The following is a 25,917-nucleotide window of genomic DNA, read 5'->3' as shown; positions in this document are numbered from 1 at the left end:
GCGTATAGCCGTCAGCCATTAACAATAAAGAGTGGGGAAATACTATGTCGTTAAAAGTGGTTACCTGGGGAACCGGCAACGTTGGCAAATACGCCATTCGCGCGGTACTGAATCACCCTGAGCTGGAACTGATTGGACACATTGTCAGCAGTGATGCCAAGGCCGGTGTCGATGCCGCCACCCTGGCTGAGCTCGACACGCCCTGTGGCGTTGCGGCCTCCACCGACATTGACGCGGTACTCGACCTCAACCCGGACTGCGTGGTGTACACCGCCCACTCAGAGACCCGCATGATGGAAGCGGCCAAAGACCAGGCGCGCTGCCTGCGCCGGGGCATCAACGTGGTGGCCTCGTCGCTGTTTATGCTGCAATACCCCGACAACCCCGACGTGGCCTTCATTGCCGAGCCGATCAAAGAAGCCTGCGAGATCGGCGAAGCCACCTGCTTTAACAATGGTATTGATCCCGGCTTTGCCAACGACACCATGCCGCTGGTGTTCACCGGCCTGAGCGAGCACTGGTCGAGCATACGCATGCAGGAGATCATCAACTACGCCACCTACGAACAGGAAGACACCATTCGCGAGGTGATGGGCTTTGGTTATCCGGTCGATCACGACTGCGTGCTGTTTGCACCCGGCATGCTGTCGCTGGGCTGGGGCGGCTCGGTGCGTTCGGTGGCAGCGGCCCTGGGGCTGGAGGTAGAGCGCGTGTACGAAGTGCACGAGCGCCTGCCCCTGGAGCAGGATACCGAAAATGCCATGGGCATCTTCAAGAAGGGCACCACCGGCGCCATGCGCTTTGAAGTGCGCGCCGTGGTCGATGGCCGCGACGCCATCGTACTGGAACACATCACCCGCATCACCGACGACATCGCTCCCGACTGGCCTAAGGGCAAGGGTTACAAAGTGATTATTGAAGGTGAGCCCAAAATGACGATCAGCATGGACATGGAAGACAAGCACGGCGACCACGCGGTGGGCGGCGTGATTCAAACCGCTACCGCCATCGTCAATGCCATTCCCGCTGTGGTGGAACAAGAGCCCGGCATGGTCGCCGCTTACGACCTGCCAAAGATCAACGGCAAGGGTTTGTACAGACCTGCCTAAGCAACGAAAAAAGGCGCGCTACCTCTATACCTCCAGGCAGCGCGCCTCTCGTTTATTCATCCTACCGTTATTAAATCAACGTGGTTTAAGCCAAGCGGGGTCCGGCCGCTTTATTCCGCGCCATCAAACCAGTCTTTAAAACCCAGTTCGGCGTGGGGGCCAATATGTAGCTGCTCCAATACGCCATAGCCCACTTCATCGCCACAACGTGCAACCACCGTTTGCTGAATATGAATATTCTCCAGGTTCAGCGGCGGCGCGTCGTCACAGTTCCAGCTCTCGCCCGCGATAACGAGTTCGCCATGCCATTTGCCGTGCCCCCACTCGGGGTGCATATAGCCCAGCCCTTTCATGCGGTGCAGCAATACAGGCTGAACAGTAATTTCGATCTGCTCGCCGTTTTTATGGTTCATCAGAAAGGTGCCCGACTCGGCCTGACGGGTACCGGGCTTGAATGTCAATTGGTGGCCAACGCAGCCCTGCCACAGCGTCATGGCCGGATCATTTACCGGAATGCTCTCGCCCTCTGCATGAATGGGGGCGATGGCCTGGTCGGTGTGCCACTGGTAGCCGCTGTCGTCTTCAAACCAACCGGCCAGCGTGCAACGGTTTTCCCAGTGAATGGGCAGCCACATAAAGTGCACCGCCTGGAAGCTGTCCAGCGGTGCGCCGCCTTCATACGGTGCGCCCACCGGACGAATCCCCCAGGAACGGTCTTTCAGGCCGAAGGTGGTTTCGCTGTTCACCGCAATCTTGCGACCTTCAACGGAAATACTGCCCTGCCAGTGGCCAAACTGGTCGATGCGAGTGGCGTCCATCACCACATGCCGGGCGTTGCGCAGGGTTTGCCGCCCCTCGGGAATCACCCCGGTTTTAGGGGTGAACACCAGGTCGCATTCGATATTGGTGTCGTTGGATTCAATCACCAAACGGTGGCGACCCATCGGCTCTAAAATGCTGAGTTTGAAGGGGCCAACATCCAAATCCATCGGCTCATCAGAGGCGCGACGGGAACCGTGAAAGGCGTACTGGCGGCCGTCCACCACCACGCTAAAACTGCAGTCTACAATGCCCAAATTGGGATACCGGCAAAGGCCGATGCCGAAATAAAATGCGCTGTCTTTGGCGTGGCCGTTATACCAGAAGCGGTCATAGGTGAAGCGGTCACTGGTGGCAGTTTGCGCGACCGGCTCAGCGGTTTGGTGAATGGGATAATCGTCGAGTTTACTGATCATGGCTACGCGTCCTCAGGCCGATTTTTCCGAGAGAATTTTTTCCAGATACTTCACTTCAAAGCAGCTGCTGAAATGGCTGTTAATGCTGTCTTCGTTGCCCATGCCTATCGACATACGCCCCAGCAACAACGCGAAACGCAAGCCAGCAAACACCAGGTAATAGTGAAGCTGGTCGGTATTAAACCCGCTGAGCTGCGCCCATGCCTCGACTGACTCCTGACGACTAGGGAAGCCCTCCAGCGGTGGAAAATCCAACCCGTGGCTGAACAACTCATCCATGTAAATCCACCACGCCACATCTTGCAGGGGGTCGCCCAGTGCGACCATTTCCCAGTCCAGCAAGGCGGCAACGTCGGTTTTATCCGGGCTGAAAATCACATTCGCCATTCGGGAATCACCCCAGCACAGAGCGACCGCCTGCTCTTTGGGTTGATGATCGCGCAGCCACTGTAAGGTGCTTGCGGCGACATCGTGGGGAAGCCGCTCGCCATTGCGCTGATAGCCCCACTGGTAATAATTTTCCCAGTACGTCAGCTGTTCATCGAGGCTGCGGGGAATGGCGCAGGCATTGAGGGCAGACTGGATAGCCGTGCTGCTGATGTCGAGCGTGTTCACCTGCGCCAGGCGCTTCAGGCCCGCCAACCAGAGCTGGCGGCGAGTATCCGGCGCTTCCTCGGTTACCCAGCCATCCATATGGTAGGGCGGCATATCCGGCGGAATCACCCCGTCGGTCTTTTTCATAATGTAGAATGGCTGCCCCAGCACCTCGCCGGTAAGCTCCTTGGCAACGATCTCGGGCACCGGAATATCGCTATTGGCCGCCAGCATCTCCATTACGCGGCACTGAATGCCCAGGTCATATTCAGGGAAGGCCAGGTACTCGCCACGCGGCTCAATGCGCGCCACATAAGCCGCCTCGGCGCCGCCGTGCTGAGCGTCGAAGACCATAGTGATATTCGACATGCCGGTACCCTCGGGCACACTGAGCGACGGGATACTGACCGTGTCGTCAAGCTGGGCAGACAGCCAATTTTCCAGTTTACTGCGGGTTTCGTCCGGGTTATCCAATACCGGTGTGGGGCGCTGATCGTTACTCATGCGAGGCCTCATTGTTATGTTATTGAACGCCAATGACACGATGCTAACACGAATTAGTTAACGGTGTTACTATATTTAAAAAGAAGGATAAACCATGACCCGTAACACGCGCCGCGTTGGCCGCCCCAGCAGCACCAGCAAAGAGCAGATTCTCGCTGTAGCGCTGCAACTCGCCCAACAGCAAGACCTCGCGGCGCTCAGCCTGCGGCAACTGGCAAAAGAGCTGAGCATTAGCCCCACCTCGCTATACCGCTACTTTGAAAACAAACAACAACTGCTCACCGCCATCGGCGAAAGCGTACTCAGCGTGGATGTCAGTGCTTTGCCTGCAGGGTTAAGCCACGCCCAACGCCTGGAAAAACTCCTCGACCAACTGCGCCAACAAGTACTCGCCTTCCCCGGCCTGCTGCCCCAGTTCAACAACAGCCTGCCCGCCGAAGCCATGGTTGCCACCATTGCCGCACTGGCAGAGCCCATCAAAGCCATGCAGATAGAGGACAGCCTCGCCGTGCGCCACGCCCAGTCACTGCTGTGGATGACCCTCGGCTTTGCCCTGTTCGAAAGCTCGTCCAGCCAGGCCAGTATTAGCGGCCAATTTCTCGACCTGCCCGCGCAACTGCAAAGCACCTCTCAGCACCTGGAGCTGGAGAATCACGAGCGGCTATGGCGGGAATTGGTAGAGAGGAATATTCGCGGGATTTGCTGATGGTGAGCGTTTCGCCCTTACTGGGCAACCAGCTTACTTTTCAATGGCATGCACGCGAATCATGCTTATGTAGGAGCGGGCCTGACCGCGACCTTTACCTTCAACGCGGCTAAGGTGGCTCCGTTCTGCAAGCCCTACGCAACGCTCATTTTCATTAGTGCTGATGGCTTTGGTTTTCGCCCTTGCTGGGCGACCTGCTTATTTTTTGTGCGAAAAAATAAGTAGGCAACAACAATGCCATCAGCATCTGCGAGAAAGAGCCATTCATCGGGCCATAAGTCAGAGGCCCCAAAACCTAATCGCGGTTGGAACCGCTCCTACAAGCGCTAGGTCGGTCGCGGTCAGGCCCGCTCCTACACGACAGGCAACATGCCCGCGCTGCCGAGCACGGCGGGATCTGCGCAGGAATAAGCCTTTCGGGCCATCAGGAAGGTGCCACGTAACCCAATCGCGGTCAGAGGCGGGGTTGCGCGAACGCTATTAGCGCCCGCTGGTATAGCGCTCGGCTTCTTCCGCCAGCTCTGCTTCAACTTCCAGCAGACGCACTTCTTTAAACAGGTGATGGGCCGGGGTGTGCTCGGTGAGCGCATCGGCGGCAAGCAGGATGGCAGCGGCGGTCCAGGTGGGGCGCTCATCGGGCCACAGCAGGTCTTCGACCATTTGGTAGCCGGTCCAGTATTCGCCGTTGCCGTCACGCCATTGGTGCAGCCAGCTGTAAACGTTAACGGCGCGCGCGTGATCGCCGGCGGCGAGCAGGGCCATGGTCAGCTCGCAGGATTCCGCAACGGTGACCCAGGGCTCGTCGGACACGCAACGACAACCGAGGCCGTCTTCAACGAATTCGCCCCAGCGCTTTTGCAGGTGGGCGCTGCCTTTGGCGGGCGGCACAACACCGGTGAGTACGGGGTAGAACCAGTCCATGGAGTAGCGGGCTTTGCTTTCCCAGGTGCGGTCAAAGCGCTCGGGCTTGTTGCGCATGGCGTCGCCGAGGGCGGCGCGGGCGGTGCGCCATTCGTCGCGGGGCTCGCCGAGTACAACCGAGATATTCCAGGCGCACTCCAGGCTTTTGTAGATGGAGGCGCAGCCGGTGACCAGCGCGTCTTCCATCGACTGGCCATCGGCATCGACCGCCCAGTTAATGTCGCCGTGGGGGCTTTGCTGGCCCACCACAAAATTGATGGCGCGCTGCACGCAGGGCCACATGGCTTGCAGGAACTCGCGGCGCTGGCTAATAAGGTAGTGGTGCCAAACGCCAGTGGCAATATAGGCAACGAAGTTGGTTTCGCGGCGCTCGCGGTTGTCCACTTCGCCGTTGCGATAGGCGGCCCACCAGCTGCCGTCGGCAAGCTGGCTGTCGCGCAGCCAGAAGTAGGCGCGCTCGGCGGCGTCGTATTCGCCGCCAATACTCAGCCCCATTGCGGACTCGACGTGGTCCCAGGGGTCGGCGTGACCGCCCTCAAACCAGGGGATGCTGCCGTCGGCCTGTTGCTCGCGCTTCAGGAACTCAATGGTGGCGCGGAAGAAGTCTTCCGGGTACAACCCCTTGCTGAGAAACAGTCCGCTCATGCTGCCTGTCCTTTTTCAAAATACATGACCACTGATTTACCCATTACCGGGTTGAGGCCACGCTCGACGGTGCGGGTGATCCACGGCCGATCCATCAGATCCCAGACCAGCAGTTTGTGGTAGCTCTTTACCAGCGGATTGTTGTCCTGCTCCCAGAAGGCGCATTTCAGCCACCAATAGGGGGAATGCAAGGCGTGTGCCCAGTGCCGACGATAGAAGCGGAAACCCAGGCCTTGGATCTGCTTGCGCAGCTCGCTGGCTTTGAAAATACGCAGGTGACCGCCTTCCACTTGGTGGTAGGCATCGCTCAATGCCCAGCAGATTTTTTCTGGCCAGGCGCGCGGCACGCTGGCGCAAAACAGGCCGCCAGGTTTAAGGATGCGCTCGATCTCTTTGAGCACGGCCTGATAGTCGGGGATGTGCTCCAACACTTCTGAGCAGATGATTTTGTCGAAGCTGTTGTCGGCAAAGGGCAGGTTCATGGCATCGGCATTGGCGAGACCAAAGGCGCGCTTGTCGTCGCTGCCATCAACAAAATCAGCGGCGCGCTGCTGGGCGGTTTGCAGGTCTTTCAGGCACAGGTCGACGCCTACCGCCGTGACTTCACCTTCCACATAAGCAGAGATAACGTGGCGGCCTTCGCCGCAACCCAGATCCAGCAGGCGGTCGCCGGGCTGGAGTGCAAAGTGTTTAAAATCAACCGTTTTCACTGCGTAATACCTGTTCGTAATAGTCCAGCATCTGCTGGGCGGCGCGGCTCCAGCAGAACAATTCTTCCATGCGCTCGCGGCCAGCCACTTCCAGAGCGCGCCGTTGCTCGGCGTTGCTCAGCAGCGCATCGATGCCATCGGCCAGAGCCTGGGCGTCGCGCACCGGCACTTGCAGGGCCGCGTCGCCGGTGACTTCTGGCAGCGCACCGCCAGTAGTGGACACCAGCGCTGTACCGCAAGCCATGGCTTCGCCCGCGGGCAGGCCAAAGCCTTCGTAAACCGAGGGCACGACGGCGACTTCGGCTTCATTGTAATAGCGCACCAATTGCTCGGTGCTGATGCCCGAGGCGGTGGCAATATGATTGTGCAGGCCAAGCTTTTCGATCAGCGCTTCGGCCTCGCCACCCTCGCGAATTTTGCCCACCATCAACAGCTGTAGGTCGGGGTAGCGCGGCAGCAGTTTTGCCACGGCTTCAAACAGGTAGCTCATGCCCTTCAATGGCGCATCGGCCGACACGGTTGCCATTAAGCGGCGCGGTATTTTTTTCACGCTGGGCAGCGGGCGGAATTCGTCGGTGTCGATACCACAGTGCACCAGCTGGATCGCAGCGGGCTGCATACCAAAGGCGGCGGCGATGTCTTCGCGGGAGCGCTCAGAAACGGTGACCACGTGGTGCAACTGCGGCGCAACCTGGCGCTGCATTTGGATGAAACTGTGCCAGCGGCGTATCAGCACGCGATCAACCAGGGAGTTAGCAGCCTTCAGGGCAATATCCAGGTCGCTGGTAATGGGGTGATGAATGGTCGTGACCAGCGGAAAGCCGAGCTTTTGCAGTTTGAGCATGCCAAAGCTGAGGCTTTGGTTGTCGTGAATAATGTCGTAGTGGCGACCGTGTCGCTTGAGGTATTTCACCACGCGGCGGCCAAAGCAGTAGGGCTCGGCAAAACCGCCGGTCAGCTTACTACTCCACTCGATGATATTGGTGAGCGAGCTAAGGTGATGGGGGCGCAGCGAACCGAGGCCGGTTTCAAACAGGTTCATGCCCGGCATTTTGATCAGCTTCACCCGCGGGTCGAGATGGGGATAGGGCTGCCCCGAGATCACATCGACCTCGTGACCGGCATCCACCAGAGCCTTGCTGAGGTACTTGAGGTAAATACCCTGACCGCCACCAAAGGGCGCACTGCGATAACCGAGCAGACAGATATGAAGGCGACGCTGCGGACGCGCCTCTTCAATGGGAATAACTTGGGCCGACCCGGTCGCCGCGGTGGCGGACTGGGCAAGCGCGGTTGGGTCTGATGACATAGCCGTTATCGCTGTTTGTTAGGATTGTTTCTGACGTGCCCGGCCTCTTATCGCCGCGACCGCCCTGTTCACACTGGCGGCTCGCGTGCGGGCCTTGGGCCGCCGCAGCTATTGCGGGGCATGACGCCTCGTAAGTGAACGGATTCTAACCATCGCTTGTGGATAAATCCACCGACGGCCCGTCTCGCGGCCCACTAGAGGGATTACCAGTTTGTCATGTTACACTGCCAGGCCCCGCAAAAATGCCAGGAAAACCATAAAGATGCGTGCCATTTACAGCGCTTTTATCGCCTGCGCCCTGACCGCCGCTTGCAGCAGCCAGCCCAGCCCACCGCAAGACAGGGGATTATTCACGCCGCTGAATCGCGGTGGCGACCTGAAGCTGTTTGAATACCAACTGCGAATCGCCCTCCCGCCGGTGAAACCAATTCGCCACACGGTGGACCCGAATCGCCCACAAAAACGCCCACCCAGTGACGACGAGCTGCTGAAACAGGCGCAGCGCATGCTGCGCAACGACAGCCGCCTGCAGGCCTATTGCCCCTACGGCTATATCACGCTGGAACAATACGCAGTGCTCGATGCATTGAAGATTCGCGGAGAATGCCGCTATCAGGCACCGCAGGGGGAAAGCTAATAAGGGGAGAAGCAATGCGTGAGCCGCCCGGGCAGCTCACGCACAGGGCTTAAGCGACGGGGCTTAACCACTCAGGGAATTGCTCGCGACGACCTTTGACCTGGTCAAAGTAGCGGCTTTGCAGCTCGGTGGTGATCGGGCCGCGTACACCACTGCCGATTTGACGGCCATCCAGCTCGCGAATCGGCAGAACTTCCGCTGCGGTACCGGTGAAGAAGGCCTCATCGGCAACATACACTTCATCGCGTGTGATGCGCTTTTCTTCCACTTCCAGACCCAGCTCTTTGCAGAAGGCAAAGATGGTGTTGCGGGTGATGCCGTCCAGGCAGCTGGTCAGCTCGGGCGTGTAGAGTTTGCCATCGCGAACGATGAAAATGTTCTCACCACTGCCTTCGGCCACGTAGCCTTCGTTGTCCAGCAACAAGGCCTCTTCACAACCGCTGTCCAACGCTTCGCGCAGCGCCAGCATCGAGTTGATGTAGTGGCCATTGGCCTTCGCCTTACACATGGAAATGTTGACGTGGTGGCGGGTGTAAGAGCTGCAACGCACCTTAATACCCTTGTCACGCGCTTCCGGGCTCATGTAGCTGGGCCAGTCCCAGGCCGCAACAATAACGTGAGTGCGCAGGTTGTCCGCGCGCAGTCCCATGCCTTCCGAGCCGAGGAATACCATCGGGCGCAGATAGGCTTCGTCGAGATTGTTTTCGCGGACCACTTGGCGCTGCGCTCCGTTGATCACGTCTTTGTCGAAGGGCATGCTCATATTCATGATATGGGCTGAGCGGAACAGGCGGTCGGTGTGCTCGTTCAAGCGGAAGATGCAGGTTCCACGATCGCCAGCGTGATAGGCGCGCACGCCTTCAAATACGCCCATGCCATAGTGCAGCGTGTGGGTGAGTACGTGTACACGGGCATCGCGCCAGGGCACCATTTCACCGTCGAACCAGATTAGACCATCGCGATCGGCCATGGACATTGTCGTTTACTCCTGAAAATTACTGTTATGCGGTTATTGCTCGTCGAATATCTGTTGCCAGATTCGACGCACGGCGCCGCGTTCCTCTGCGAGGGCCTCACCACTGAGTTGTCCCTTTTGTTCCTGCAAGCTGGCCCGGTGCGACTGGCTACGAAACGCGATATAGGCCTCGATCAAGGCCCGGGCATCAGCCTCGGGAATCAAACCTTCTTGTTGAAGGGACTCCAGGATCCGAATATTGTCGGTGTGGTAGTGCAGTGGCGGGTGCTGATGCGACCAAGCTAAAACCGCATATTGCACCATAAATTCTATATCAACGATACCTCCAAGGCCTTGTTTGATATCAAATTCGTGGTTTTTTTCACCGCCTGACGGCAACAAGTGCTGGCGCATCTTGTCGCGCATACTCAGTACGTCTTCGCGCAGCTTGGCAAGATCGCGTTCGCTGCCCAACACATCGGCGCGCAGCTCGGTAAATTTTTCGGCCAGTACCGGGTCACCGGCCACCACCCTCGCCCGCACCAATGCCTGATGCTCCCAGGTCCAGGCCTGACCGCGCTGGTAGTCGCGAAAGGCCGAGAAGGAGCTTACCAACAGCCCCGAGTTACCCGACGGCCGCAGGCGCATATCCACTTCGTAGAGCTGACCGAGACGGGTTTGCGCGGTAAGAATATGGATGATGCGCTGCCCCAGGCGGGTATAGAACATGGTGCCATCCAGCGGGCGCTCGCCATCGCTGACCACGCCGGCGGGTACGTCGTGCACGAATACCAAATCCAGGTCTGAGCCATAGCCCAACTCGATACCGCCCATCTTGCCGTAGGCAAGAATTACAAAATGGCGGCGCGGGTCATCGCCACAGGGGGTGCCGTGTTTCTCCACCAGATTCTGCCAGGCGATATCCACGACAAATTCCATTACCGTTTCGGCGATAAACGTCAGGTAGTCGCTGACCTTCATCAGCGGCAGGCTGCCGGTAATTTCCGAGGCCGCCACCCTGAGAACATGGGCCAGGCGGAAGTAGCGCAGCGCTTCCATTTGCGCTTCCAGGTCGTCCTCGGGAATGCGCAGCAGGCGCTGGCGCAACTCGCTGCGCAGACCGTCTTTGTCGGGCACTGAGTACAGGCTGCTGGCGTCGAGCAATTCATCCAGCAACACCGGGTGCGCCGCCAACTGCCGCGACACCCAGGGGCTGGCATCGCACAACCTGACCAAGCGCCCCAGCGCGGCGGGGTTTTCCATTAACAACACCAGATACGCGGTGCGGCGCAGCACGGCTTCGATCAACGGGATCAACCGCAGGAAGGCGCGACCGCTGTCTTCCGCCTCCTGAACCTGCTCCAGCAACAGCGGCAGGAAATCGTCCAGGCGCTCCCGCGCGCTGCCCTGCATGCGCTGCACGCCCGCGCCGGTTAACAGCGCCAGTAAGCGCCGGGCGACTTCGGCGGCATCGTTGTAGCCCGCCGCTTGCAGCTCTTCGGTCAGCGAGTCGGCGTCGGGGTCGTTCAGCAGCACTTCCCAGCGCTGAATGGCTGCGCGATCGGTGCTGCTCTCCTCTTCTGGCGCGGCAATAATATTGGCAAAGTGCTCATCGACACGCTGGCGGTTTTCGGCCAGCGCCGCCGTGAAGGCCTCCCAGCTGTCAAAGCCCATACTCAGCGCCAACGCCGCCTGAGGCGCCGGTGCATCGGGCAGCTGCTGAGTCTGCTCGTCGCGCCAGGCTTGAATGGCATGCTCGGCGTTGCGCAGGAAGACATTGGCCGCCTGCAGCTCGTCCACCACCGGGGCGGGCAACAGCTCCATGTCGCGCAGCTCATCGAGAATAATCCGCAGTGGACGCTGCTGCAGGCTGATTTCCTGACCGCCGCGAATCAACTGGAAACACTGGGCGATAAATTCAATTTCGCGGATACCGCCCGCACCGAGTTTGATGTTGTTGTGCAGGCTGCGGCGCGCGACCTCGCGCTGGATCATCGCCTTCATATCGCGCAGCGACTCAATAGCAGAAAAGTCCAGATAGCGGCGGTAGGTAAACGGCCGCAGGCTGGCCATCAGGCGTTGATTTGCCGCTTCGTCACCGGCGATGCAGCGCGCCTTGATCAGCGCGTAGCGCTCCCAGTCCCGCCCTTGGTCTTGGTAGTACTCTTCCATGGCGTCGAAGCTGACCACCAGCGGCCCGCTCTGGCCATAGGGGCGCAGCCGCATATCCACGCGAAACACAAAGCCGTCGGCGGTGCGCGCATCCAAGGCCTTGATCAAGCGCTGCCCAAGGCGAATAAAGAATTCCTGATTGTCGACGCTGCGCGAGCCACCCACCGTGCTGCCCGCTTCGGGATAGCTGAAGATCAGGTCGATATCTGACGAGAGGTTCAGTTCACCGGCGCCCAGCTTGCCCATGGCAATAACGCTGAGCTGCTGTGGGCGGCCGTCGGCAGACTGCGGCTCACCCCATTCCCGGCACAGTTCGCGGTGCAAAAAAGCCAGCGCTTGCTGCACGCATACATCGGCCAGAGCCGAGAGTTCGGCAGTGGTGGCGACCATATCGCAAAGGCGGTTCAGATCGCGCCACACCAATCTTAACCAGTAGCGGTAGCGAAACTGACGCAGGGTTTTGGCCAGCTCGTCGGCATTGCTGCAGGCGTCGCACTCGGCCGCCAGTTGCTCAGTTAACTCGCCGGCGGACAGCGGTGCATCCAATAAACCCTGCTGCTGCAGGTCGATCAGCGCCTGTGGAAAACGCTGGCAGTAGTCGAGAAAAATCGGGCTGGCCGCGATCGCCAGCAGCAGTTTGGGGCGCGCCTCCGACTGGGCAAATTCCTGATACCACTGGCCCTGCGGCTCGCTGCAGCGCTGAAGAAAACTCTGCCAGCGGGCATCTAAACCCTCGGCAAGCAGCGCAGGTAACTCATCGGTTTGCACGTTTAATGCTGTGCTCATACATCATCCCCATCAGGCGGGCGGTTATGGATTCGGTACGCACCTTAGTGCGACTGCACCGGCGGCGCCACGCGCATAATTTCTGCAATGGTGGTCTCGCCAGCGGCCACCTTTCTCGCGCCACTGAGGCGCAGTGTTTTCATGCCTTTTTTCATCGCCAACAGGCGCATCTGGTCCAGCGCCACATCGTCTTGAATCGCTGCCTGCAACTCGCCTTCGAGGGTGAGAATTTCATAAATGCCCTGACGGCCGTAGTAGCCAGTGTTGCGACACTCCAGACAGCCAGTGGCGGCAAAGTAGCGCGCAGGCGGTGACAATTTCCAGGGCGCGGCCAAGGCGGCCCATTCACTGCCGGCAGGGTCGGCTTCACTGCTGTCGACGGCGGTTTTGCAGTGCGGGCACAATGTGCGCACCAAACGCTGCGCCATCACCCCGAGCACGGTGGCGCGAATCAGGTAGGCGGGCACGCCCAGCTCCAGCAAGCGGGTAACCGCAGAGGGCGCGTCGTTGGTGTGCAGGGTAGAGATCACCAAATGACCGGTAAGCGCCGCCTGGATGGCCATTTCGGCGGTTTCCAGGTCGCGGATCTCGCCGATCATAATAATGTCTGGGTCCTGACGCAGCAGCGCGCGCACGCCCCCGGCAAAGTCCAGGCCGATATTGTGCTGCACCTGCATCTGATTAAAGGCCTCTTCGACCATCTCGATGGGGTCTTCAATGGTGCAAACATTCACCTCGGGGCTGGCGATCTTGCGCAAGCTGGAGTAGAGCGTGGTGGTTTTACCCGAGCCGGTGGGGCCGGTGACCAACACTATGCCGTGGGGCGCGCCGATCATCGACTGCCAGCGCTGCAGGTCGTCGCCGCGCAGGCCGAGTTCGTCAAAGCTGCGCAGCAAGACCTCGGGGTCGAAGATACGCATGACCATCTTCTCGCCGAAAGCGGTGGGCAGGGTGGACAGCCGCAGTTCTATTTCCTGCCCGGCGGGGTTTTTGGTTTTCAGGCGGCCGTCCTGGGGACGGCGTTTTTCTGCCACATCCATACGGCCGAGAATCTTAAGGCGGCTGACCACCGCCGTGAGCACGGTTGCGGGCAACTGGTAGACCGTGCACAACACGCCGTCGATGCGAAAGCGCACATTGCCCTGGTCGCGGCGGGGCTCGATATGAATATCACTGGCGCGCTGGTCGTAGGCGTATTGCAGCAGCCAATCGACAATATTCACCACGTGGCTGTCGTTGGCATCCAGGTCTTTTTGTTTGCTGATTTCGAGCAGCTGTTCCAGGTTGGTCGTGCCGCTGCGCTCCCCGGTGCTGGCGCCGCGCACCGAGCGCGCCAGGCTGTAGAACTCCACGGTATAGCGGTCGATGGCGTCGGCGTCGGCGATCACCCGGCGAATAGGGCGATTCAATACCTGCTGCAAGTCACTCACCCAGCCATCAACAAAGGGTTCGGCGCAGGCGATCACCACCTCGGCCGGCGTGGACGCCACCGCCAGAATGCGATGGCGCTGAGCAAAGGCAAAGGACATAACCTCAGTGACCGAGGGCACATCAATTTTTAAAGGATCAATGCGCTGAAAGCCCAGCCCACAGTGACTACTCAACCATTGCAGCAGAGTGTCTATACTGAGGGTCGCCCCGCTGCGCCGCGCATCGGCAAGTTGCTGGCTGGCCAGGTAATTGAGCGGGTGCTGGAGGCGCTCACCCTTGCGCGGTGGATTAACACCGGCGCGCTTGGCAGCAACTGGCTCAAGCAGGCCGTCGTCAACCAGCTGCCGGAGTAGCACTGCGGTATCGAGGGGGCCCTGTGTTTTCAGCAAGTTGGGCATTGAAGCTCCGAATTGTCATATTTTGTATTTATAGTACGGCAAGCCGCTCAGCCAGCGAGAGGCTACCGTGCAAAAAACTGGAGGGGGCGACACTGCGTCCGTATAATCGCCGCCACTCAACTACTCATGTGCGTATAGGAGCCTTAACGTGCCCTTAAATAAGCTAAACAACCTGTTTGGTAAGTCACCCTTTGAACCCATACAGGAGCATATTAAGAAAGCCGAGGCCTGTGCGATAGCCTTGCAGCCATTTATTAATGCGGTTATCGACAAAGACTGGCAAGGCGCCGAAACCGCTCAGCAGCAAATTGTTAAGCTGGAGCACGAGGCAGACCTGATCAAGAAGCAAATCCGCCTCAACCTCCCCAGCAATCTTTTCCTCCCCGTTCCCCGCTCCGACCTTCTCGAATTAATCAGCATGCAAGACCGCATTGCCAACTGCGCCAAAGATATCGCAGGCCTGATGCTCGGTCGCCGCATGGAGATTCCGGCATCACTTGTCGACGATATGCGCAGCTACGTCGACCTGGCCATTGCCACATCGTCGCAGGCCAAGAAGGCCATCGAAGAGCTGGATGAACTGCTGGAAACCGGTTTTCGCGGCCACGAGGTAAAACTGGTTGAGAAAATGATCGAGGAGCTCGACCGACTGGAATACGAGGCCGACCAACTGCAAGTCAAAATTCGCGCCAGCCTCTACGGCATTGAGCGCGAATTGCCGCCGGTGGACGCCATGTTCCTCTACAAAATTATTGAGTTGATCGGCGAGCTATCGGACAAGTCACAAAAAGTCGGCTCACGCCTGCAAATCATTATTGCCCGCTAAGCAAGGGTTTCACACGTATTTAAGGAAGACTCATGTCTATCATTGCTGAACACGGGCAACTGCTGCTGATTCTCGCCTGCCTCTTTGGATTTTTCATGGCCTGGGGCGTTGGTGCCAACGACGTGGCCAACGCGATGGGTACCTCGGTTGGCGCCAAGGCGCTGACCATTAAACAGGCGATTCTTATCGCCATGCTGTTTGAATTCTGCGGTGCCTACCTGGCCGGTGGCGAAGTCACCCAGACTATTCGCAAGGGCATACTCGACCCCGCCTATGTCGCCGACAGTCCCGAATTACTCGTCTACGGCATGTTATCGGCGCTACTTGCCGCTGGCACCTGGCTGCTGGTTGCCAGCTTAATGGGCTGGCCGGTTTCCACCACCCACTCCATTGTTGGCGCACTGGTCGGTTTTGCCGCCGTGGGTATTGATGTCGACGCCGTCGCCTGGGGCAAAGTCGGACAAATTGTCGCCAGCTGGGTGGTATCTCCGGTGCTCGCGGGGACAATTTCCTTCGGGCTGTTTATCAGCGCGCAAAGCCTGATCTTGCGCGCCGAAAAGCCGTTCGAAGCTGCGAAACGCTACATCCCCTACTACCTGTTCTTGGTCGGTTTCATGATCTCCATGGTCACCATGGTGAAAGGCCTCAAGCATATTGGTTTGGGCCTGACCTTTGGCCAAAGCCTGATGTACGCCGCCGTAGCGGGCCTGATCATTACCTTTATCGGCAACCTGTTCCTGCGCCGCATTAAGGACGAGCCCGACCCGACTGGCCATTCGCGCTTTGCCAGCGTCGAGCGTGTCTTTGCGGTACTCATGGTATTCACTGCCTGCGCCATGGCCTTTGCCCACGGCTCCAACGATGTGGCCAACGCCATCGGGCCGGTCGCAGCGGTGGTTAGCGTTATTCAGTCCGGCGGCGAAATCGCCGCAAAAGCAGCCCTGCCCTGGTGGGTATTGCTGCTGGGTGCTGGCGGTATTGTGTTCGGTCTGGCGACCTACGGCTTCAAGGTTATCGCCACCGTCGGTACCAAGATCACCGAGCTGACCCCGAGCCGCGGCTTTGCGGCCGAGCTGGGTGCAGCCTCAACCGTTGTGCTGGCATCGGCCACCGGCCTGCCCATCTCAACCACTCACACACTGGTGGGTGCCGTGTTGGGCGTAGGCTTGGCGCGCGGTATTGCGGCGCTGAATCTGCGCGTGATCCGCAATATCTTCATGTCGTGGATCGTGACCCTGCCCGCGGGTGCCGGCCTGGCCATTATTTTCTTCTTCATTTTCAAAGCCACGCTGGGTTAAGCCAGCGCTTCGCCGCCACTGCCGAGGCCATAGCGCTGGGCAGTGGTGGCTGAACCGATTCCCCCCTCACACCCTATTCGCTGCCCATTTTCCTGCCTACAATGGTGGCTTTACTGCCGTTGAGTGCAAACCACACCATGAAACACCCGCCATTGGTAAATATGCTTCGCGAGCTCATCGCGCTGCCGTCGATCAGCGCCACAAGCGAAAAGTGGGATATGGGCAATCAAGCTGTGATCGAGCAGCTGGCCAACTGGTTGCGCCCCCTCGGTTTCGAGGTGCGCGTTATGCCGCTGGCCACACCGGGCAAAGCCAATCTGATTGCCAGCTATGGCAGCGGCAGTGGCGGTTTAGTGCTGGCCGGGCACAGCGACACGGTGCCCTATGACGATGCGCGCTGGCAGTCCGACCCGTTTGCACTGAGCGATCGCGACAACCGTTTTTACGGTTTGGGCACCGCCGACATGAAGGGCTTCTTTGCCCTGGTGATTGAGGCCGTGAGTAGCTTGCTGAGCCACGACTTCAAAGCGCCGCTGATTATTCTGGCAACCGCCGATGAGGAAAGCAGCATGGACGGTGCCCGCGCGCTGGTGCAGAGTGATATCTCGGGCGCGCGCTACGCGGTAGTGGGCGAGCCTACCGGGCTAAAACCGATACGCGCGCACAAAGGCATATTAATGGAAGGCATTACCATTACCGGGCGCAGCGGCCATAGCTCGAACCCGCTATTGGGCAACAGCGCCCTGGAGGCCATGCACGAAGTGATTGGCGAACTGCTGAACCTGCGCGGCGAGCTGCAAGAGAAATACCACCACCCCGGCTTCGCGGTACCCACACCCACCATGAACCTGGGCTGCATTCACGGCGGCGACAACCCCAACCGTATTTGCGGGCAATGCGAGCTGCATTTTGATATTCGCGCAATTCCCGGCATGGATACCGACGAGGTTCGCCAACGCATTCAGCAACACCTCAGCCCCATTGCAGAGCGCCGCAAAATCAATATTGGTTTGCGCTCACTGATCGGCGGGGTAGATGCCTTTGAACAGCCTGCAGACTCGGAGCTGGTGAAGGTTGCAGAACAACTCACGGGGCAGAGCGCCGATGTGGTCAACTTCGCGACAGAAGCGCCATTCTTCCAGCAGCTGGGTTTGCAAACCATCGTCATGGGGCCCGGCTCTATCGACCAGGCCCACCAGCCCGATGAATTTATTGCTCACGACCAGATACAGCCCACCGTGGCGTTAATTCAGAATTTGGTTACACGCTTTTGCCTTGCGCCGCCGGCCTCAACAGAGGGGCGCGTAACACCCTCGGCAGAGTGACAGCAGGTCGTCGGCGGCCAACTCGATTTCTAACCCCCGACGCCCGGCACTGATGTATATGGACGGTAAATCTGCGGCAGACTCGTCGACAAAACTGCGCAGCGCTTTTTTCTGTCCCAGCGGGCTTACCCCACCGAGCACGTAACCAGAACTGCGCTCCACCGCTTTCGCCTCCGCCATCGCCGCCTTTTTGGCCCCGGCTGCCTTGGCCAGTTTTTTCATGTTCAACATGGCGGCAACAGGCACCACGGCGACCACCAATTCGCCGGTGGCGAGCGCGGCCACCAGCGTTTTAAACACCCGCTCGGGCGGTAAACCCAGCTTGTCCGCCGCTTCTAAGCCATACGATGCGGCACTGGGGTCGTGTTGATATTCGTGAACGCAGTGGCGAATACCCGCCTTGCGTGCGAGTTCAATAGCCGGAGTCACGGGAAGGCCTCACAAACAAAAGCATGAGTATAGCGCCGCACTCGGGCGGCCGGGTAGCATCAGCCCGGTTTGCCCTGACGCAGTCGCCGGCAGTACAGGAAGACACCGAGCGCAAAACTGGCGGCAATGCCCAAGGCGAAAAGCGCCGCCACCGCATCGCGTGCATCGCGCCCCAAGCCGTCGAGAAAATGCCATTTATGTAGCCACGCAAAGCTCCAGCCTTCGGCCCGGTCGCTATCGCGAACATGGGCGGCCAACACGCCACTGCGAGGCTCAACATAATAGCGATCGCCATTTTGCAGATTCTCGAAAGCCACCACCGGCAGGCGCTTATTGATGAAGCCATACTCGCCTTCAAAGCGTGTAATCCACACTGCTTCGCCCAATTCGGCATTGCCGGAATAATAGCGGGCAAGCTCTCGGGCGTGCTGCGCCTCACCACCGGCGAGCTCCTGACTGCTGGCAGCATGCACATAGCTGAGTTTACCGGACTGCCATACGCGAAAATAGGGCTGGCCCTGCACCGCAACCAATTCGGCCTGGCGAATGCCATCGCCAATCAGGCCCCAGTCCAGCAACAATGCACTGGGTGAAAAGGCGACGCTCGGCGTTGCGTGGCTCGGCGCCGGGTTGTGTTTTTGCAGCAGGTGCCATGCGCCACTGACGCTGAAGGTCACCGTTGTTAACGCCACCACGATGCCCAGGCGACGGTGCCAGGTTCGCGCCGCGCTGCCCTTGCGCCAACCGCGGCCCGACCTCGCCTGCATAACATATTGGCCAGCGCCCATTACACCGACGACAATGCCGCCGAACAGAAACACCAGCATCGCCCCGTGTCGCAGCTGCTCACTGGGGATAAACACCCAGTTGTGCAGATTGCGAAACAGTGCCGACCCCGCCGCCTTATTGGCATCGACCATCGCGGCCAGACGCCCGCTGGCAGTGTCGACATACACCCGCAGTGCGTCATCGCGCGCAAAGGCAACGCGCTGCACCGGCAGCAAGCGATTGATAAACAGGTAGTCTTCACTGAACTGCCGCTGCTCCGTCAGCTGCGCCACCGGGCTGGCCTGGTCGCCGCTAAAGTGCCGTGCCAGCTGCGTTGCATAGGCCTGTTCGGCGTGCGGCAGCAGCGCCGCGCTGCGGGCGTCGAGCCACAAAACCTGCCCCGCGAGGGCCACGCGATACTGCGCGCCCTGACCCCAGTCAACCAGTCGCAGCGCCGTAACGGGCGCGGCAATACCGGCGCGCTGCAAGGCGTCGGCCGGACTCAGCAGTTCACTACCCGACATTGCATTCAGGGGGTAGCGATGTTGATCGGCGACCGGCTGCAGGCGAGAAATAATGGGGTGGGCGAGACCACTCAACCCCCAGGCAATAATACCGGCGGAGACCAGTGCCCCCAGCCGCATGTGCCAGCGCAACAGCAGGCCGACCAGCGCGGTGCGTGTCATCGCCATTACCAATCCACCTTCACACCGAGTATCGCTGTGCGGGGGCGTCCAGGTGTATAGCTCGGCCCCCACTTGCTGGTGGTTTCCGCGTAGCGACGGTCGTCGACGTTGAGCACGCGGCCATACACACTCAGGGTGTCACTGAGCGGGTATTCTGCGCGCAGATTTAAGAGCGCATGGCCCTTGTAGCGGTCGCGGTCATTGGCATTGCCGTCGTCCCCGTTGGCCTCATCCAACCAGTGCGGGCCCTGATGGGACCACTCCACTTCCAGATAGCCGCCCTTGAGCGCCAGCGGGTGGTAGTTGAGCCGGATATTGGCGAAGCTGCGCGGGGCATCGGGCATGTCGTTGCCGCTGAAGTCGCCACTGCGGTCGACCCAGTCGCGATATTCATGTTGGTTGCGGCTGTATGCCACGCTCACATCCAGGCTGCTGCCCAGCCGCTGAGCCACGCCCAGTTCAATACCGCGGTGGCGGGTTTCACCGGCGTTGGTATTGCGTCGCGCGCCCGCGCCGGTGTCTTGAATGCTGAGGATATCGTCTTCCTTGCGCATATCGTAAAGGCTGATTTCAAAGCTGCCGCGATTCCCCCACTCCCCTCGCAGCCCCACTTCAATACTGTCGGCTTTCACCGGCTCCAGAGCGGCTGAGTCCTGCGTACTGCCACTGCGAAAGAGCTGCCCGGCCGAGGGAATACGAAAGGCATGGCGGTAGGCCAGATAGGCGTTTAGGCGCTCGTTGATGTCGTAGATCAGCCCCAGTTTCGGGCTCAGGTGTTCAAAGTCGATGGCCTGGTCACGGGGGCGCAAATGAAGCGGCGTGTCCGGGCCGGATAAATGGTCGCGGTAGTCATAGCGAATAGCGTCGTAACGCAGCCCCGCCGTGGCGCGCAGGCGTGAAGAGAGCTGGTGCTCTATATGCACATAGGGCGATACCGAGGTGAAGTCGACCGTAAAATCATAGAGCCTGCCGGCGCGACGATAACTCTGCCAGTAATTACCGGGATCGTTGTCGCTGCGTTCGATATAGTTCTGGCGGGTGTCGCCGCGACTGACGTCGATATCCACCCCGGCAATGTAGAAACTGCTTTCGGCAAAGTCGCGCCGAAACTTGGCGAGCAGGCCGAGAGAATCGTGGCCACTCTGGTTGATATGCGCGTCCTGCGAATCCAGCGCCGCGGGGCAACTGGGGCACCACGGCGGTGGTGGCTGCACGCGGCCGGTGTTCAGCGTCCACGTCGCGATATATTCCAACTGGTTGCTGCGCAGGTAGGGTGTCAGGCTCAACAGCCCCTTATGCGTCGTTTTTTCAAAAGCGCTGGAGAGACGGAAGGCCTTTACGTCGCGAAAGCCGATGGTGTTTCCCGCCTGCTGCGGGTCGTTGCGAAAGTCATCGTAGCGCAGCCCCGAACCGCCGGTCGCCATATTGATCACGCTGCCACTGGCCACGGTGTTCACCGTCCAACGCTCGCCGAGCTGACGATACCACGACGCCACCAACTCCTGACGCTCGCTATCGGTGTTGTCGCGCCAGCCGCCGTTGTGGCTCAGCGAGGCGCTGAGGGTGTAGCTGTTCTCGTCGCCTACACTGGCCGTGCGCAACTGCGCGCGCAGCCAGTCGTGCTCGCCCGCCTCCACACTCACACTCGCCCGGTCATGCGACGGCGGCTGCCCCACCAGGCTGTTGATGACGGCGCCTATTGCGTCGGAACCGTAAAGCGCCGACCCCGGCCCCTTGATCACCTCCACACCGTTACCCAGTGCGGTGTTCACCTCATACAAGGCATTGTGATTGAAGAAACCCGCGCTGCGAGTGGGCACGCCGTTCTCCAAATAGAGGTAAACCGGGCCGTAGGACACAGGCTGACGGATCGCCGCGGCAGCGCTCTCACCACTGGAGCCCAGCTGAACAATATTGACACCCGGAATGCGATTTAATAGCTCGGCCGAGTGGCCGGGGTTTACCGCTTCCAACTCGTCTTGACCAAGGACACCAACACTGGCGGCGACATCCTGCAGCTGACGCGCCTCGCGAGTGGCGGTAACCAATACGGTTTCGAGCTTGCTGTGCTCCGCCGCCGCCCATTGACTAGATAGCGCCGCCAGCAGTGTCAGCAGGCCGGCAGGTAAACGAGATGACATAGTTCGCCCCAAGTGCGTAAAAAGGCGAACATTCTAGTTATCTACAGGGTTTGCCGAAATGCGACCAATTGTCGCAGGCCCGTCCCACCGGCAGCTATTCGCTCAGGCGCTTGCTCAAGGCGATCTGACTGCGTTTGCGCACGCGAATATTGAGTATTTCCACTGCAAAGGAAAACGCCATCGCAAAATAGATATAGCCTTTGGGAACGTGAACATCGAGGCCCTCGGCCATCAGCGTCAGGCCAATCATCAGCAAAAATGATAAGGCGAGCATTTTGATAGTGGGGTGACTGTCGACAAAATTGCCGATGGGTTTTGCCGCAAACAGCATTACCGCCACCGACACCACAATGGCGATCACCATCACGGAAATGTGGTCGACCAGGCCCACGGCGGTGACCACCGAGTCCAGCGAGAACACCATATCCAGCATCGCGATCTGCACCATCACCGACGCAAAACTGGCCGACACCGGCGCCGTGCTGGTTTCGTCGCTAATCTCCAGACTTGCATGAATCTCGTGGGTGGACTTCGCCAGCAGAAATAAGCCGCCGACCACCAGAATGATATCGCGCCCCGATATCTCTTGCCCGAACGCCACAAACAAGGGCTCAATCAGGCCCATAATCCAAACCAAACTAAACAACAGCCCCAAGCGCGCCAACATTGCCAGAGCCAAGCCCAGGCGACGCGCTTTCTCACGCTGCGCCGCCGGCAGTCGACCCACCAGGATCGAGATAAAAATAATATTGTCGATACCCAGCACGATCTCCAGTGCAACGAGTGATGCCAGGGCAACCCAGGCCTCGGGGCTCGCGATCCACTCAAACATGATCAATACTCGCAATGGGAAAACGCTGAGCATAGCGCGACATCCGCGAGGCGCAAATACACAGTGGAGATTCCGCAACAAAATCCTTATAAAGCGCGCCGTGACTTGCGATAATTCCGCGCCAACCCCGCCGGAGAGCTTATGAACCCGCCCCCCGTCGCACTGATTACCGGTGCCAGTCAGCGCATAGGCGCAACCATTTGTCGCAAACTGCACACGCAGGGCTACCGCGTGATTATTCACTGCCGCCGCGAAAGCGCCGCTGGCACGGCCCTGCTCGAAGAGCTCAATCAGCAGCGAAGCGACTCGGCCGTTATGCTGTACGCCGATCTGGAAAAGATCACCGACGTGGAGCGCCTGGCCAGCGACGCCCTCGCGCAATGGCAGCGGCTGGATGCCTTAGTCAACAATGCTTCGGGGTTTTACCCGACGGCGCTGGGCGAGGTAAGCGAGGCCGACTGGGACAGTCTGCTGGGTAGCAATGTCAAAGGCGCATTCTTTCTCAGCCAGGCGCTGGCTCCGGCGCTGCGCAAGCACCGCGGCGCCATTGTGAATATTGTCGATATCTACGGCGACAAACCCCTGCAGGGCCACCCGGTCTACAGTATTGCCAAGGCTGGCTTGGCAATGATGACGCGATCACTGGCGGTGGAGCTGGCACCGGACGTACGCGTGAATGGCATTGCCCCCGGCGCAATATTGCCGCCGGTAGCCAGCGATGCCTTTGGTGAGATCGAACAGCGAAATGTGAGTGAGCGCGTGCCATTGCAACGCTGGGGGAGCGCCGCAGATATTGCCGGCACAGTCTGGTTTTTGCTCCAAAGCGATAGCTATATCAACGGCCAGATTATTGCCGTTGATGGCGGGCGCAGCATCTCGATATGACAGGCTGCGCCGATGCTCAGATCAATTTCCAGTGCGGGTGCCGATAATTAGTTCGACGAAGGCGAGCTCACCTGAAGAGCCATCATCAAATGACGCGTTTGCATCATACTCTTTATTTGCCGATGTCAGCAGTGAGCCATCGCCACTAACGAGGAACTCAACATCGAATACCGTGCCATCCTCAGGGAAGCTGACTACAACAACGCTGCCATTTTGCACGTATGTCACAGTCTGGCTCTCAGCTGGCTCATCAGAATAGTTGCGCAGTTTGTTGTCGGGAATATTCACTTCATATTCTGCATCGTCACCAGCGGCGATCGAAAAATTAGCGCTGCCACCCTCAGAAAAACTGATTGTCGCCTTCAAGCTACCGTTGCTGACATTGGTAAAGGCATGAGCATTGAACGAGCCTTCCGGGGGCACACCTCCCGCCGCAATCGAGCTATTAATACTCAGTAACTGGTAGCTATTACCGACCACTGAATTATCCGGTGTTGCCTGCTCCAGCGCCGTCAATCGATCAGCATTATCATTGATCGCCGCAACCAGTGCCGAGATAGTCGCATTAACATCAGCGGCCCTTGCGGCCGTACCACTTTCAAAAGTTGTTATATCACTGGAGCCCACCGTACCGGCCATCGCCATCGGCACGGTGAGTAGTATGGCAGCACTTGTAGTCAGTAATTTTTTCATGGTATCCACCTTTTAAATTTAGGTAATCCGTTATAAGTAATATTGTTGGCGGCACTTGCTACTGCCACACGGCCTGATCCCAATTAAAACCGTCCCACTGGGCCTGCGGCAGACCATTGTCGTCATCGCAGATATCACCGATATTGTCCCCGTCACTGTCGGCTTGATCTTCGTTGGCAGCATTTGGGCAGTTATCAATCTCGTTTTCGATGCCGTCACCGTCGCGGTCGATATCGCTGTTGTCTCCGGTGCCATCCCCGTCGCTGTCGACGGATTCATTGCGATCCAAGGGAAAAGCATCATCAGCATCGGCAACACCGTCACCGTCGTCATCTGAATCGGCATTGTTACCAACTCCATCCCCGTCGGTGTCAACACTCTCAGTACTATCCAGTGGGAAGGCATCATTCGCATCGGCAACGCCATCACCGTCATCATCCGTGTCGGCATTGTTACCGGTGCCGTCGTCGTCAGTATCAACCGCTTCTGTGCGGTCATCAGGAAAAGCGTCGTCCGCATTAATCACGCCATCACCATCGCGGTCATCGTCGCAGACATCGCCCTGCTGATCTGCATCCAGGTCAGCTTGGTCACCGTTAGCCACAAGAGGACAGTTGTCATCATCGTCGGCGATGCCATCTCCATCCGTATCCGGAACCGTATTGGCAGGCTCCGGATCTCGATTGGCATCGCCACCACTTTCCAGTGCACTACTGTCAACATTGACGCCTGTGGCGCTGCGCTCGCTGATCAAAATGCTCTCGACATCAACAACCGACGTCGACGTACCGGGTATCAGTAAGCTTGACGGATCCACAGTAATTTCAGCCACTACGTCGGGCACATCGCTAAATGCGGCTATCGCCTGACCAGCCTGCTGTCCATCAAGCTCGCCATCACTAAGGTCCTGTACCAAGCCCGCCAGCATCTGGTCAGTACTAACGGTACTGACACTGTTGTTGGCAACGGCCGTGGCGCGCATATTCACCACAATGGCGCTCAAGGCCTCGATGGCTGTTCGGTAAGATGCTGCCTTGGCCTGGGAGGTCGAATCGACTGTCTGCGCAGTGAGCATGGGCGCGGTGCTATTGAGGTCAGTATCCGTATCCAACCCAAAGCCTAATGTACTTACCACCTGCCGTGACGCCCACTCAAAACCAGCGACAAACTCAGCCTCGCTGACGACGCCGTCGGCATTGCCTCCGTAGGCTAGGGTATCAGCATTGGCGACTGCTAAGTCGTACGCCAAAGTGGTCAACGGCGAAGGGTAGACTGGGCTCTGCAGCGCTTCCGTATCGGCGAGAACAGTGCGAAATACCGTAAGCACCGGCGCCACCCCGGAGGCAAGATCTACAGTGCCACTGACAGCGCGAATCTCCAGCAGAATCGGGCCGCTGTGGCTATTGGCGACGGCCAAGCCAGTAATCTCCGCTTGGTCATCGGTACTGCCAGCATCCAAGACATCGCCCTGATAGTGGCTCTCATCGGCCGCGAAGCGGTAAGCCCTAACCTCGGCGTTAGCCATCGGCCCTTTCACCGGACTGCCGGTCAAAGCAATGCCCGACGATGAGCCGGAGCCAGACCCCCCTCCTCCGCCACATGCGACTAGCACCGCACAGCAGGCCGTCGCCGCGCTCAATTTCAGTTTGTATCTGCTCATGGTATTTCGCCTTTACCAATCGTCATATCAGGCCCACATTTGCTGTGGGTTGCGGATTTCCAGCCACCTGTGGACCTACGCCCCAAGTGCCATTCATAGCCAAACGGATTACACCGAAAAGCTTAAAAACCAGTCGACCCCATATCTGTCAGTGGAGCTTGCAGGGTATTCATTGCTCCGCTGCGTAGTACGCAACCTTCTCGCAGGTGGCGGGCAAATCCATCAGGACACACACCCTGAACGTTGTGTACATCAATTATTG

The 25,917-nt window shown here is 58.9% G+C and carries 21 protein-coding genes; 7 read left to right on the top strand and 14 right to left on the bottom strand.

The annotated features are described in order from the left end of the window. Positions 1–44: 44 nt before the first annotated feature. Positions 45–1,109 (top strand): NAD(P)H-dependent amine dehydrogenase family protein, encoded by a 1,065-nt coding sequence (locus AC2Q8J_RS11595; RefSeq protein ID WP_486451336.1) that lies wholly within the window; start codon positions 45–47, stop codon positions 1,107–1,109. Between the two features lie 110 nt (positions 1,110–1,219). On the opposite strand, the gene AC2Q8J_RS11590 is transcribed toward AC2Q8J_RS11595, so the two are convergent. Together AC2Q8J_RS11590 and AC2Q8J_RS11585 are read right to left on the bottom strand one after the other, a co-directional pair. Then, a complete protein-coding gene (locus AC2Q8J_RS11590) occupies positions 1,220–2,344 on the bottom strand; it encodes an Rv3169 family protein (protein WP_486451335.1) in 1,125 nt (374 codons plus the stop codon). A gap of 12 nt (positions 2,345–2,356) precedes the next feature. Then, on the bottom strand, positions 2,357–3,442 hold the full coding sequence (locus tag AC2Q8J_RS11585) for a phosphotransferase family protein (protein ID WP_486451334.1): 1,086 nt from the start codon (positions 3,440–3,442) through the stop codon (positions 2,357–2,359). A 94-nt stretch (positions 3,443–3,536) separates the two neighbouring features. Here AC2Q8J_RS11585 and AC2Q8J_RS11580 point away from each other — a divergent pair, with 94 nt between their 5' ends. Beyond that, entirely contained in the window at positions 3,537–4,148 is a 612-nt protein-coding gene (locus AC2Q8J_RS11580; protein ID WP_486451333.1) for a TetR/AcrR family transcriptional regulator, read from the top strand. A gap of 480 nt (positions 4,149–4,628) precedes the next feature. On the opposite strand, the gene AC2Q8J_RS11575 is transcribed toward AC2Q8J_RS11580, so the two are convergent. The 3 genes from AC2Q8J_RS11575 to AC2Q8J_RS11565 are packed head-to-tail and all read right to left on the bottom strand — an operon-like array spanning position 4,629 to position 7,733. Next, positions 4,629–5,714, bottom strand: coding sequence for a prenyltransferase/squalene oxidase repeat-containing protein (locus AC2Q8J_RS11575; protein WP_289083592.1), 1,086 nt, complete (start codon positions 5,712–5,714; stop codon positions 4,629–4,631). Further along, positions 5,711–6,424, bottom strand: a complete 714-nt coding sequence (locus tag AC2Q8J_RS11570) for a class I SAM-dependent methyltransferase (protein WP_204997148.1) — start codon at positions 6,422–6,424, stop codon at positions 5,711–5,713. The genes AC2Q8J_RS11575 and AC2Q8J_RS11570 overlap by 4 nt, the downstream gene beginning before the upstream one ends. After that, complete coding sequence (locus AC2Q8J_RS11565) at positions 6,411–7,733, bottom strand: glycosyltransferase family 4 protein (protein ID WP_204997147.1); 1,323 nt, start codon at positions 7,731–7,733, stop codon at positions 6,411–6,413. The genes AC2Q8J_RS11570 and AC2Q8J_RS11565 overlap by 14 nt, the downstream gene beginning before the upstream one ends. Before the next feature lie 262 nt (positions 7,734–7,995). Here AC2Q8J_RS11565 and AC2Q8J_RS11560 point away from each other — a divergent pair, with 262 nt between their 5' ends. Beyond that, a complete protein-coding gene (locus tag AC2Q8J_RS11560; RefSeq protein WP_486451332.1) occupies positions 7,996–8,370 on the top strand; it encodes a hypothetical protein in 375 nt (124 codons plus the stop codon). A gap of 49 nt (positions 8,371–8,419) precedes the next feature. Here AC2Q8J_RS11560 and AC2Q8J_RS11555 read toward each other — a convergent pair whose 3' ends face one another. The 3 genes from AC2Q8J_RS11555 to tfpB are packed head-to-tail and all read right to left on the bottom strand — an operon-like array spanning position 8,420 to position 14,112. After that, on the bottom strand, positions 8,420–9,346 hold the full coding sequence (locus tag AC2Q8J_RS11555) for a branched-chain amino acid transaminase (protein ID WP_486451331.1): 927 nt from the start codon (positions 9,344–9,346) through the stop codon (positions 8,420–8,422). Between the two features lie 33 nt (positions 9,347–9,379). Beyond that, on the bottom strand, positions 9,380–12,283 hold the full coding sequence (glnE, locus tag AC2Q8J_RS11550; protein WP_486451330.1) for a bifunctional [glutamate--ammonia ligase]-adenylyl-L-tyrosine phosphorylase/[glutamate--ammonia-ligase] adenylyltransferase: 2,904 nt from the start codon (positions 12,281–12,283) through the stop codon (positions 9,380–9,382). A 44-nt stretch (positions 12,284–12,327) separates the two neighbouring features. Beyond that, positions 12,328–14,112: a type IV pilus assembly ATPase TfpB gene (gene tfpB, locus AC2Q8J_RS11545; protein WP_486451329.1), complete on the bottom strand. Its 1,785-nt coding sequence runs from the start codon at positions 14,110–14,112 to the stop codon at positions 12,328–12,330. Positions 14,113–14,260: 148 nt separating this feature from the next. Between tfpB and AC2Q8J_RS11540 the strand changes: the two genes are divergently transcribed. The 3 genes from AC2Q8J_RS11540 to argE all read left to right on the top strand — a co-directional run bounded on the left by AC2Q8J_RS11540 (position 14,261) and on the right by argE (position 17,561). After that, complete coding sequence (locus tag AC2Q8J_RS11540) at positions 14,261–14,938, top strand: TIGR00153 family protein (RefSeq protein WP_486451328.1); 678 nt, start codon at positions 14,261–14,263, stop codon at positions 14,936–14,938. A 32-nt stretch (positions 14,939–14,970) separates the two neighbouring features. Continuing rightward, the gene (locus AC2Q8J_RS11535) at positions 14,971–16,236 is read left to right on the top strand and encodes an inorganic phosphate transporter (RefSeq protein ID WP_204997141.1); all 1,266 of its coding nucleotides are present in this window, start codon (positions 14,971–14,973) and stop codon (positions 16,234–16,236) included. Positions 16,237–16,373: 137 nt separating this feature from the next. After that, entirely contained in the window at positions 16,374–17,561 is a 1,188-nt protein-coding gene (gene argE, locus AC2Q8J_RS11530) for an acetylornithine deacetylase (RefSeq protein ID WP_289083590.1), read from the top strand. Here argE and ybaK read toward each other — a convergent pair. The 4 genes from ybaK to AC2Q8J_RS11510 form a co-directional block, all read right to left on the bottom strand. Continuing rightward, positions 17,526–17,990 carry a Cys-tRNA(Pro) deacylase gene (ybaK, locus tag AC2Q8J_RS11525; protein ID WP_204997139.1) on the bottom strand — a complete coding sequence of 155 codons (465 nt, stop codon included), beginning with the start codon at positions 17,988–17,990 and terminating at the stop codon, positions 17,526–17,528. The genes argE and ybaK overlap by 36 nt on opposite strands. A 59-nt stretch (positions 17,991–18,049) precedes the next feature. After that, a complete protein-coding gene (locus AC2Q8J_RS11520; protein WP_486451327.1) occupies positions 18,050–19,450 on the bottom strand; it encodes a PepSY domain-containing protein in 1,401 nt (466 codons plus the stop codon). After that, on the bottom strand, positions 19,450–21,585 hold the full coding sequence (locus tag AC2Q8J_RS11515) for a TonB-dependent receptor (RefSeq protein ID WP_486451326.1): 2,136 nt from the start codon (positions 21,583–21,585) through the stop codon (positions 19,450–19,452). The genes AC2Q8J_RS11520 and AC2Q8J_RS11515 overlap by 1 nt, the downstream gene beginning before the upstream one ends. Positions 21,586–21,679: 94 nt before the next feature. After that, positions 21,680–22,450, bottom strand: a complete 771-nt coding sequence (locus AC2Q8J_RS11510) for a TerC family protein (RefSeq protein WP_486451325.1) — start codon at positions 22,448–22,450, stop codon at positions 21,680–21,682. A 108-nt stretch (positions 22,451–22,558) separates the two neighbouring features. On the opposite strand from AC2Q8J_RS11510, the gene AC2Q8J_RS11505 reads away from it, so the two are divergent. Then, positions 22,559–23,302, top strand: a complete 744-nt coding sequence (locus tag AC2Q8J_RS11505; RefSeq protein ID WP_486451324.1) for a pteridine reductase — start codon at positions 22,559–22,561, stop codon at positions 23,300–23,302. Positions 23,303–23,323: 21 nt separating this feature from the next. Here AC2Q8J_RS11505 and AC2Q8J_RS11500 read toward each other — a convergent pair whose 3' ends face one another. Next, positions 23,324–23,995, bottom strand: a complete 672-nt coding sequence (locus tag AC2Q8J_RS11500) for a hypothetical protein (RefSeq protein WP_486451323.1) — start codon at positions 23,993–23,995, stop codon at positions 23,324–23,326. Between the two features lie 58 nt (positions 23,996–24,053). After that, complete coding sequence (locus AC2Q8J_RS11495; protein ID WP_486451322.1) at positions 24,054–25,655, bottom strand: thrombospondin type 3 repeat-containing protein; 1,602 nt, start codon at positions 25,653–25,655, stop codon at positions 24,054–24,056. Between the last annotated feature and the right edge of the window lie 262 nt (positions 25,656–25,917).

Source organism: Spongiibacter sp. C9W (assembly GCF_057370015.1).
The sequence above is the reverse complement of the archived record's forward strand: the minus strand, read 5'-3'. Positions and strand labels throughout refer to the sequence as shown.

Coding starts and splice junctions, on each gene's coding strand:
- AC2Q8J_RS11520 (WP_486451327.1), bottom strand. CDS start 19,450: ATGGCGATGACACGCACCGCGCTGGTCGGCCTGCTGTTGCGCTGGCAC.
- glnE (WP_486451330.1), bottom strand. CDS start 12,283: ATGAGCACAGCATTAAACGTGCAAACCGATGAGTTACCTGCGCTGCTT.
- AC2Q8J_RS11515 (WP_486451326.1), bottom strand. CDS start 21,585: ATGTCATCTCGTTTACCTGCCGGCCTGCTGACACTGCTGGCGGCGCTA.
- AC2Q8J_RS11500 (WP_486451323.1), bottom strand. CDS start 23,995: ATGAAAAAATTACTGACTACAAGTGCTGCCATACTACTCACCGTGCCG.
- AC2Q8J_RS11510 (WP_486451325.1), bottom strand. CDS start 22,450: ATGCTCAGCGTTTTCCCATTGCGAGTATTGATCATGTTTGAGTGGATC.
- AC2Q8J_RS11560 (WP_486451332.1), top strand. CDS start 7,996: ATGCGTGCCATTTACAGCGCTTTTATCGCCTGCGCCCTGACCGCCGCT.
- AC2Q8J_RS11505 (WP_486451324.1), top strand. CDS start 22,559: ATGAACCCGCCCCCCGTCGCACTGATTACCGGTGCCAGTCAGCGCATA.
- tfpB (WP_486451329.1), bottom strand. CDS start 14,112: ATGCCCAACTTGCTGAAAACACAGGGCCCCCTCGATACCGCAGTGCTA.
- AC2Q8J_RS11580 (WP_486451333.1), top strand. CDS start 3,537: ATGACCCGTAACACGCGCCGCGTTGGCCGCCCCAGCAGCACCAGCAAA.
- AC2Q8J_RS11595 (WP_486451336.1), top strand. CDS start 45: ATGTCGTTAAAAGTGGTTACCTGGGGAACCGGCAACGTTGGCAAATAC.
- AC2Q8J_RS11575 (WP_289083592.1), bottom strand. CDS start 5,714: ATGAGCGGACTGTTTCTCAGCAAGGGGTTGTACCCGGAAGACTTCTTC.
- AC2Q8J_RS11535 (WP_204997141.1), top strand. CDS start 14,971: ATGTCTATCATTGCTGAACACGGGCAACTGCTGCTGATTCTCGCCTGC.
- AC2Q8J_RS11590 (WP_486451335.1), bottom strand. CDS start 2,344: ATGATCAGTAAACTCGACGATTATCCCATTCACCAAACCGCTGAGCCG.
- argE (WP_289083590.1), top strand. CDS start 16,374: ATGAAACACCCGCCATTGGTAAATATGCTTCGCGAGCTCATCGCGCTG.
- AC2Q8J_RS11495 (WP_486451322.1), bottom strand. CDS start 25,655: ATGAGCAGATACAAACTGAAATTGAGCGCGGCGACGGCCTGCTGTGCG.
- AC2Q8J_RS11555 (WP_486451331.1), bottom strand. CDS start 9,346: ATGTCCATGGCCGATCGCGATGGTCTAATCTGGTTCGACGGTGAAATG.
- AC2Q8J_RS11585 (WP_486451334.1), bottom strand. CDS start 3,442: ATGAGTAACGATCAGCGCCCCACACCGGTATTGGATAACCCGGACGAA.
- AC2Q8J_RS11565 (WP_204997147.1), bottom strand. CDS start 7,733: ATGTCATCAGACCCAACCGCGCTTGCCCAGTCCGCCACCGCGGCGACC.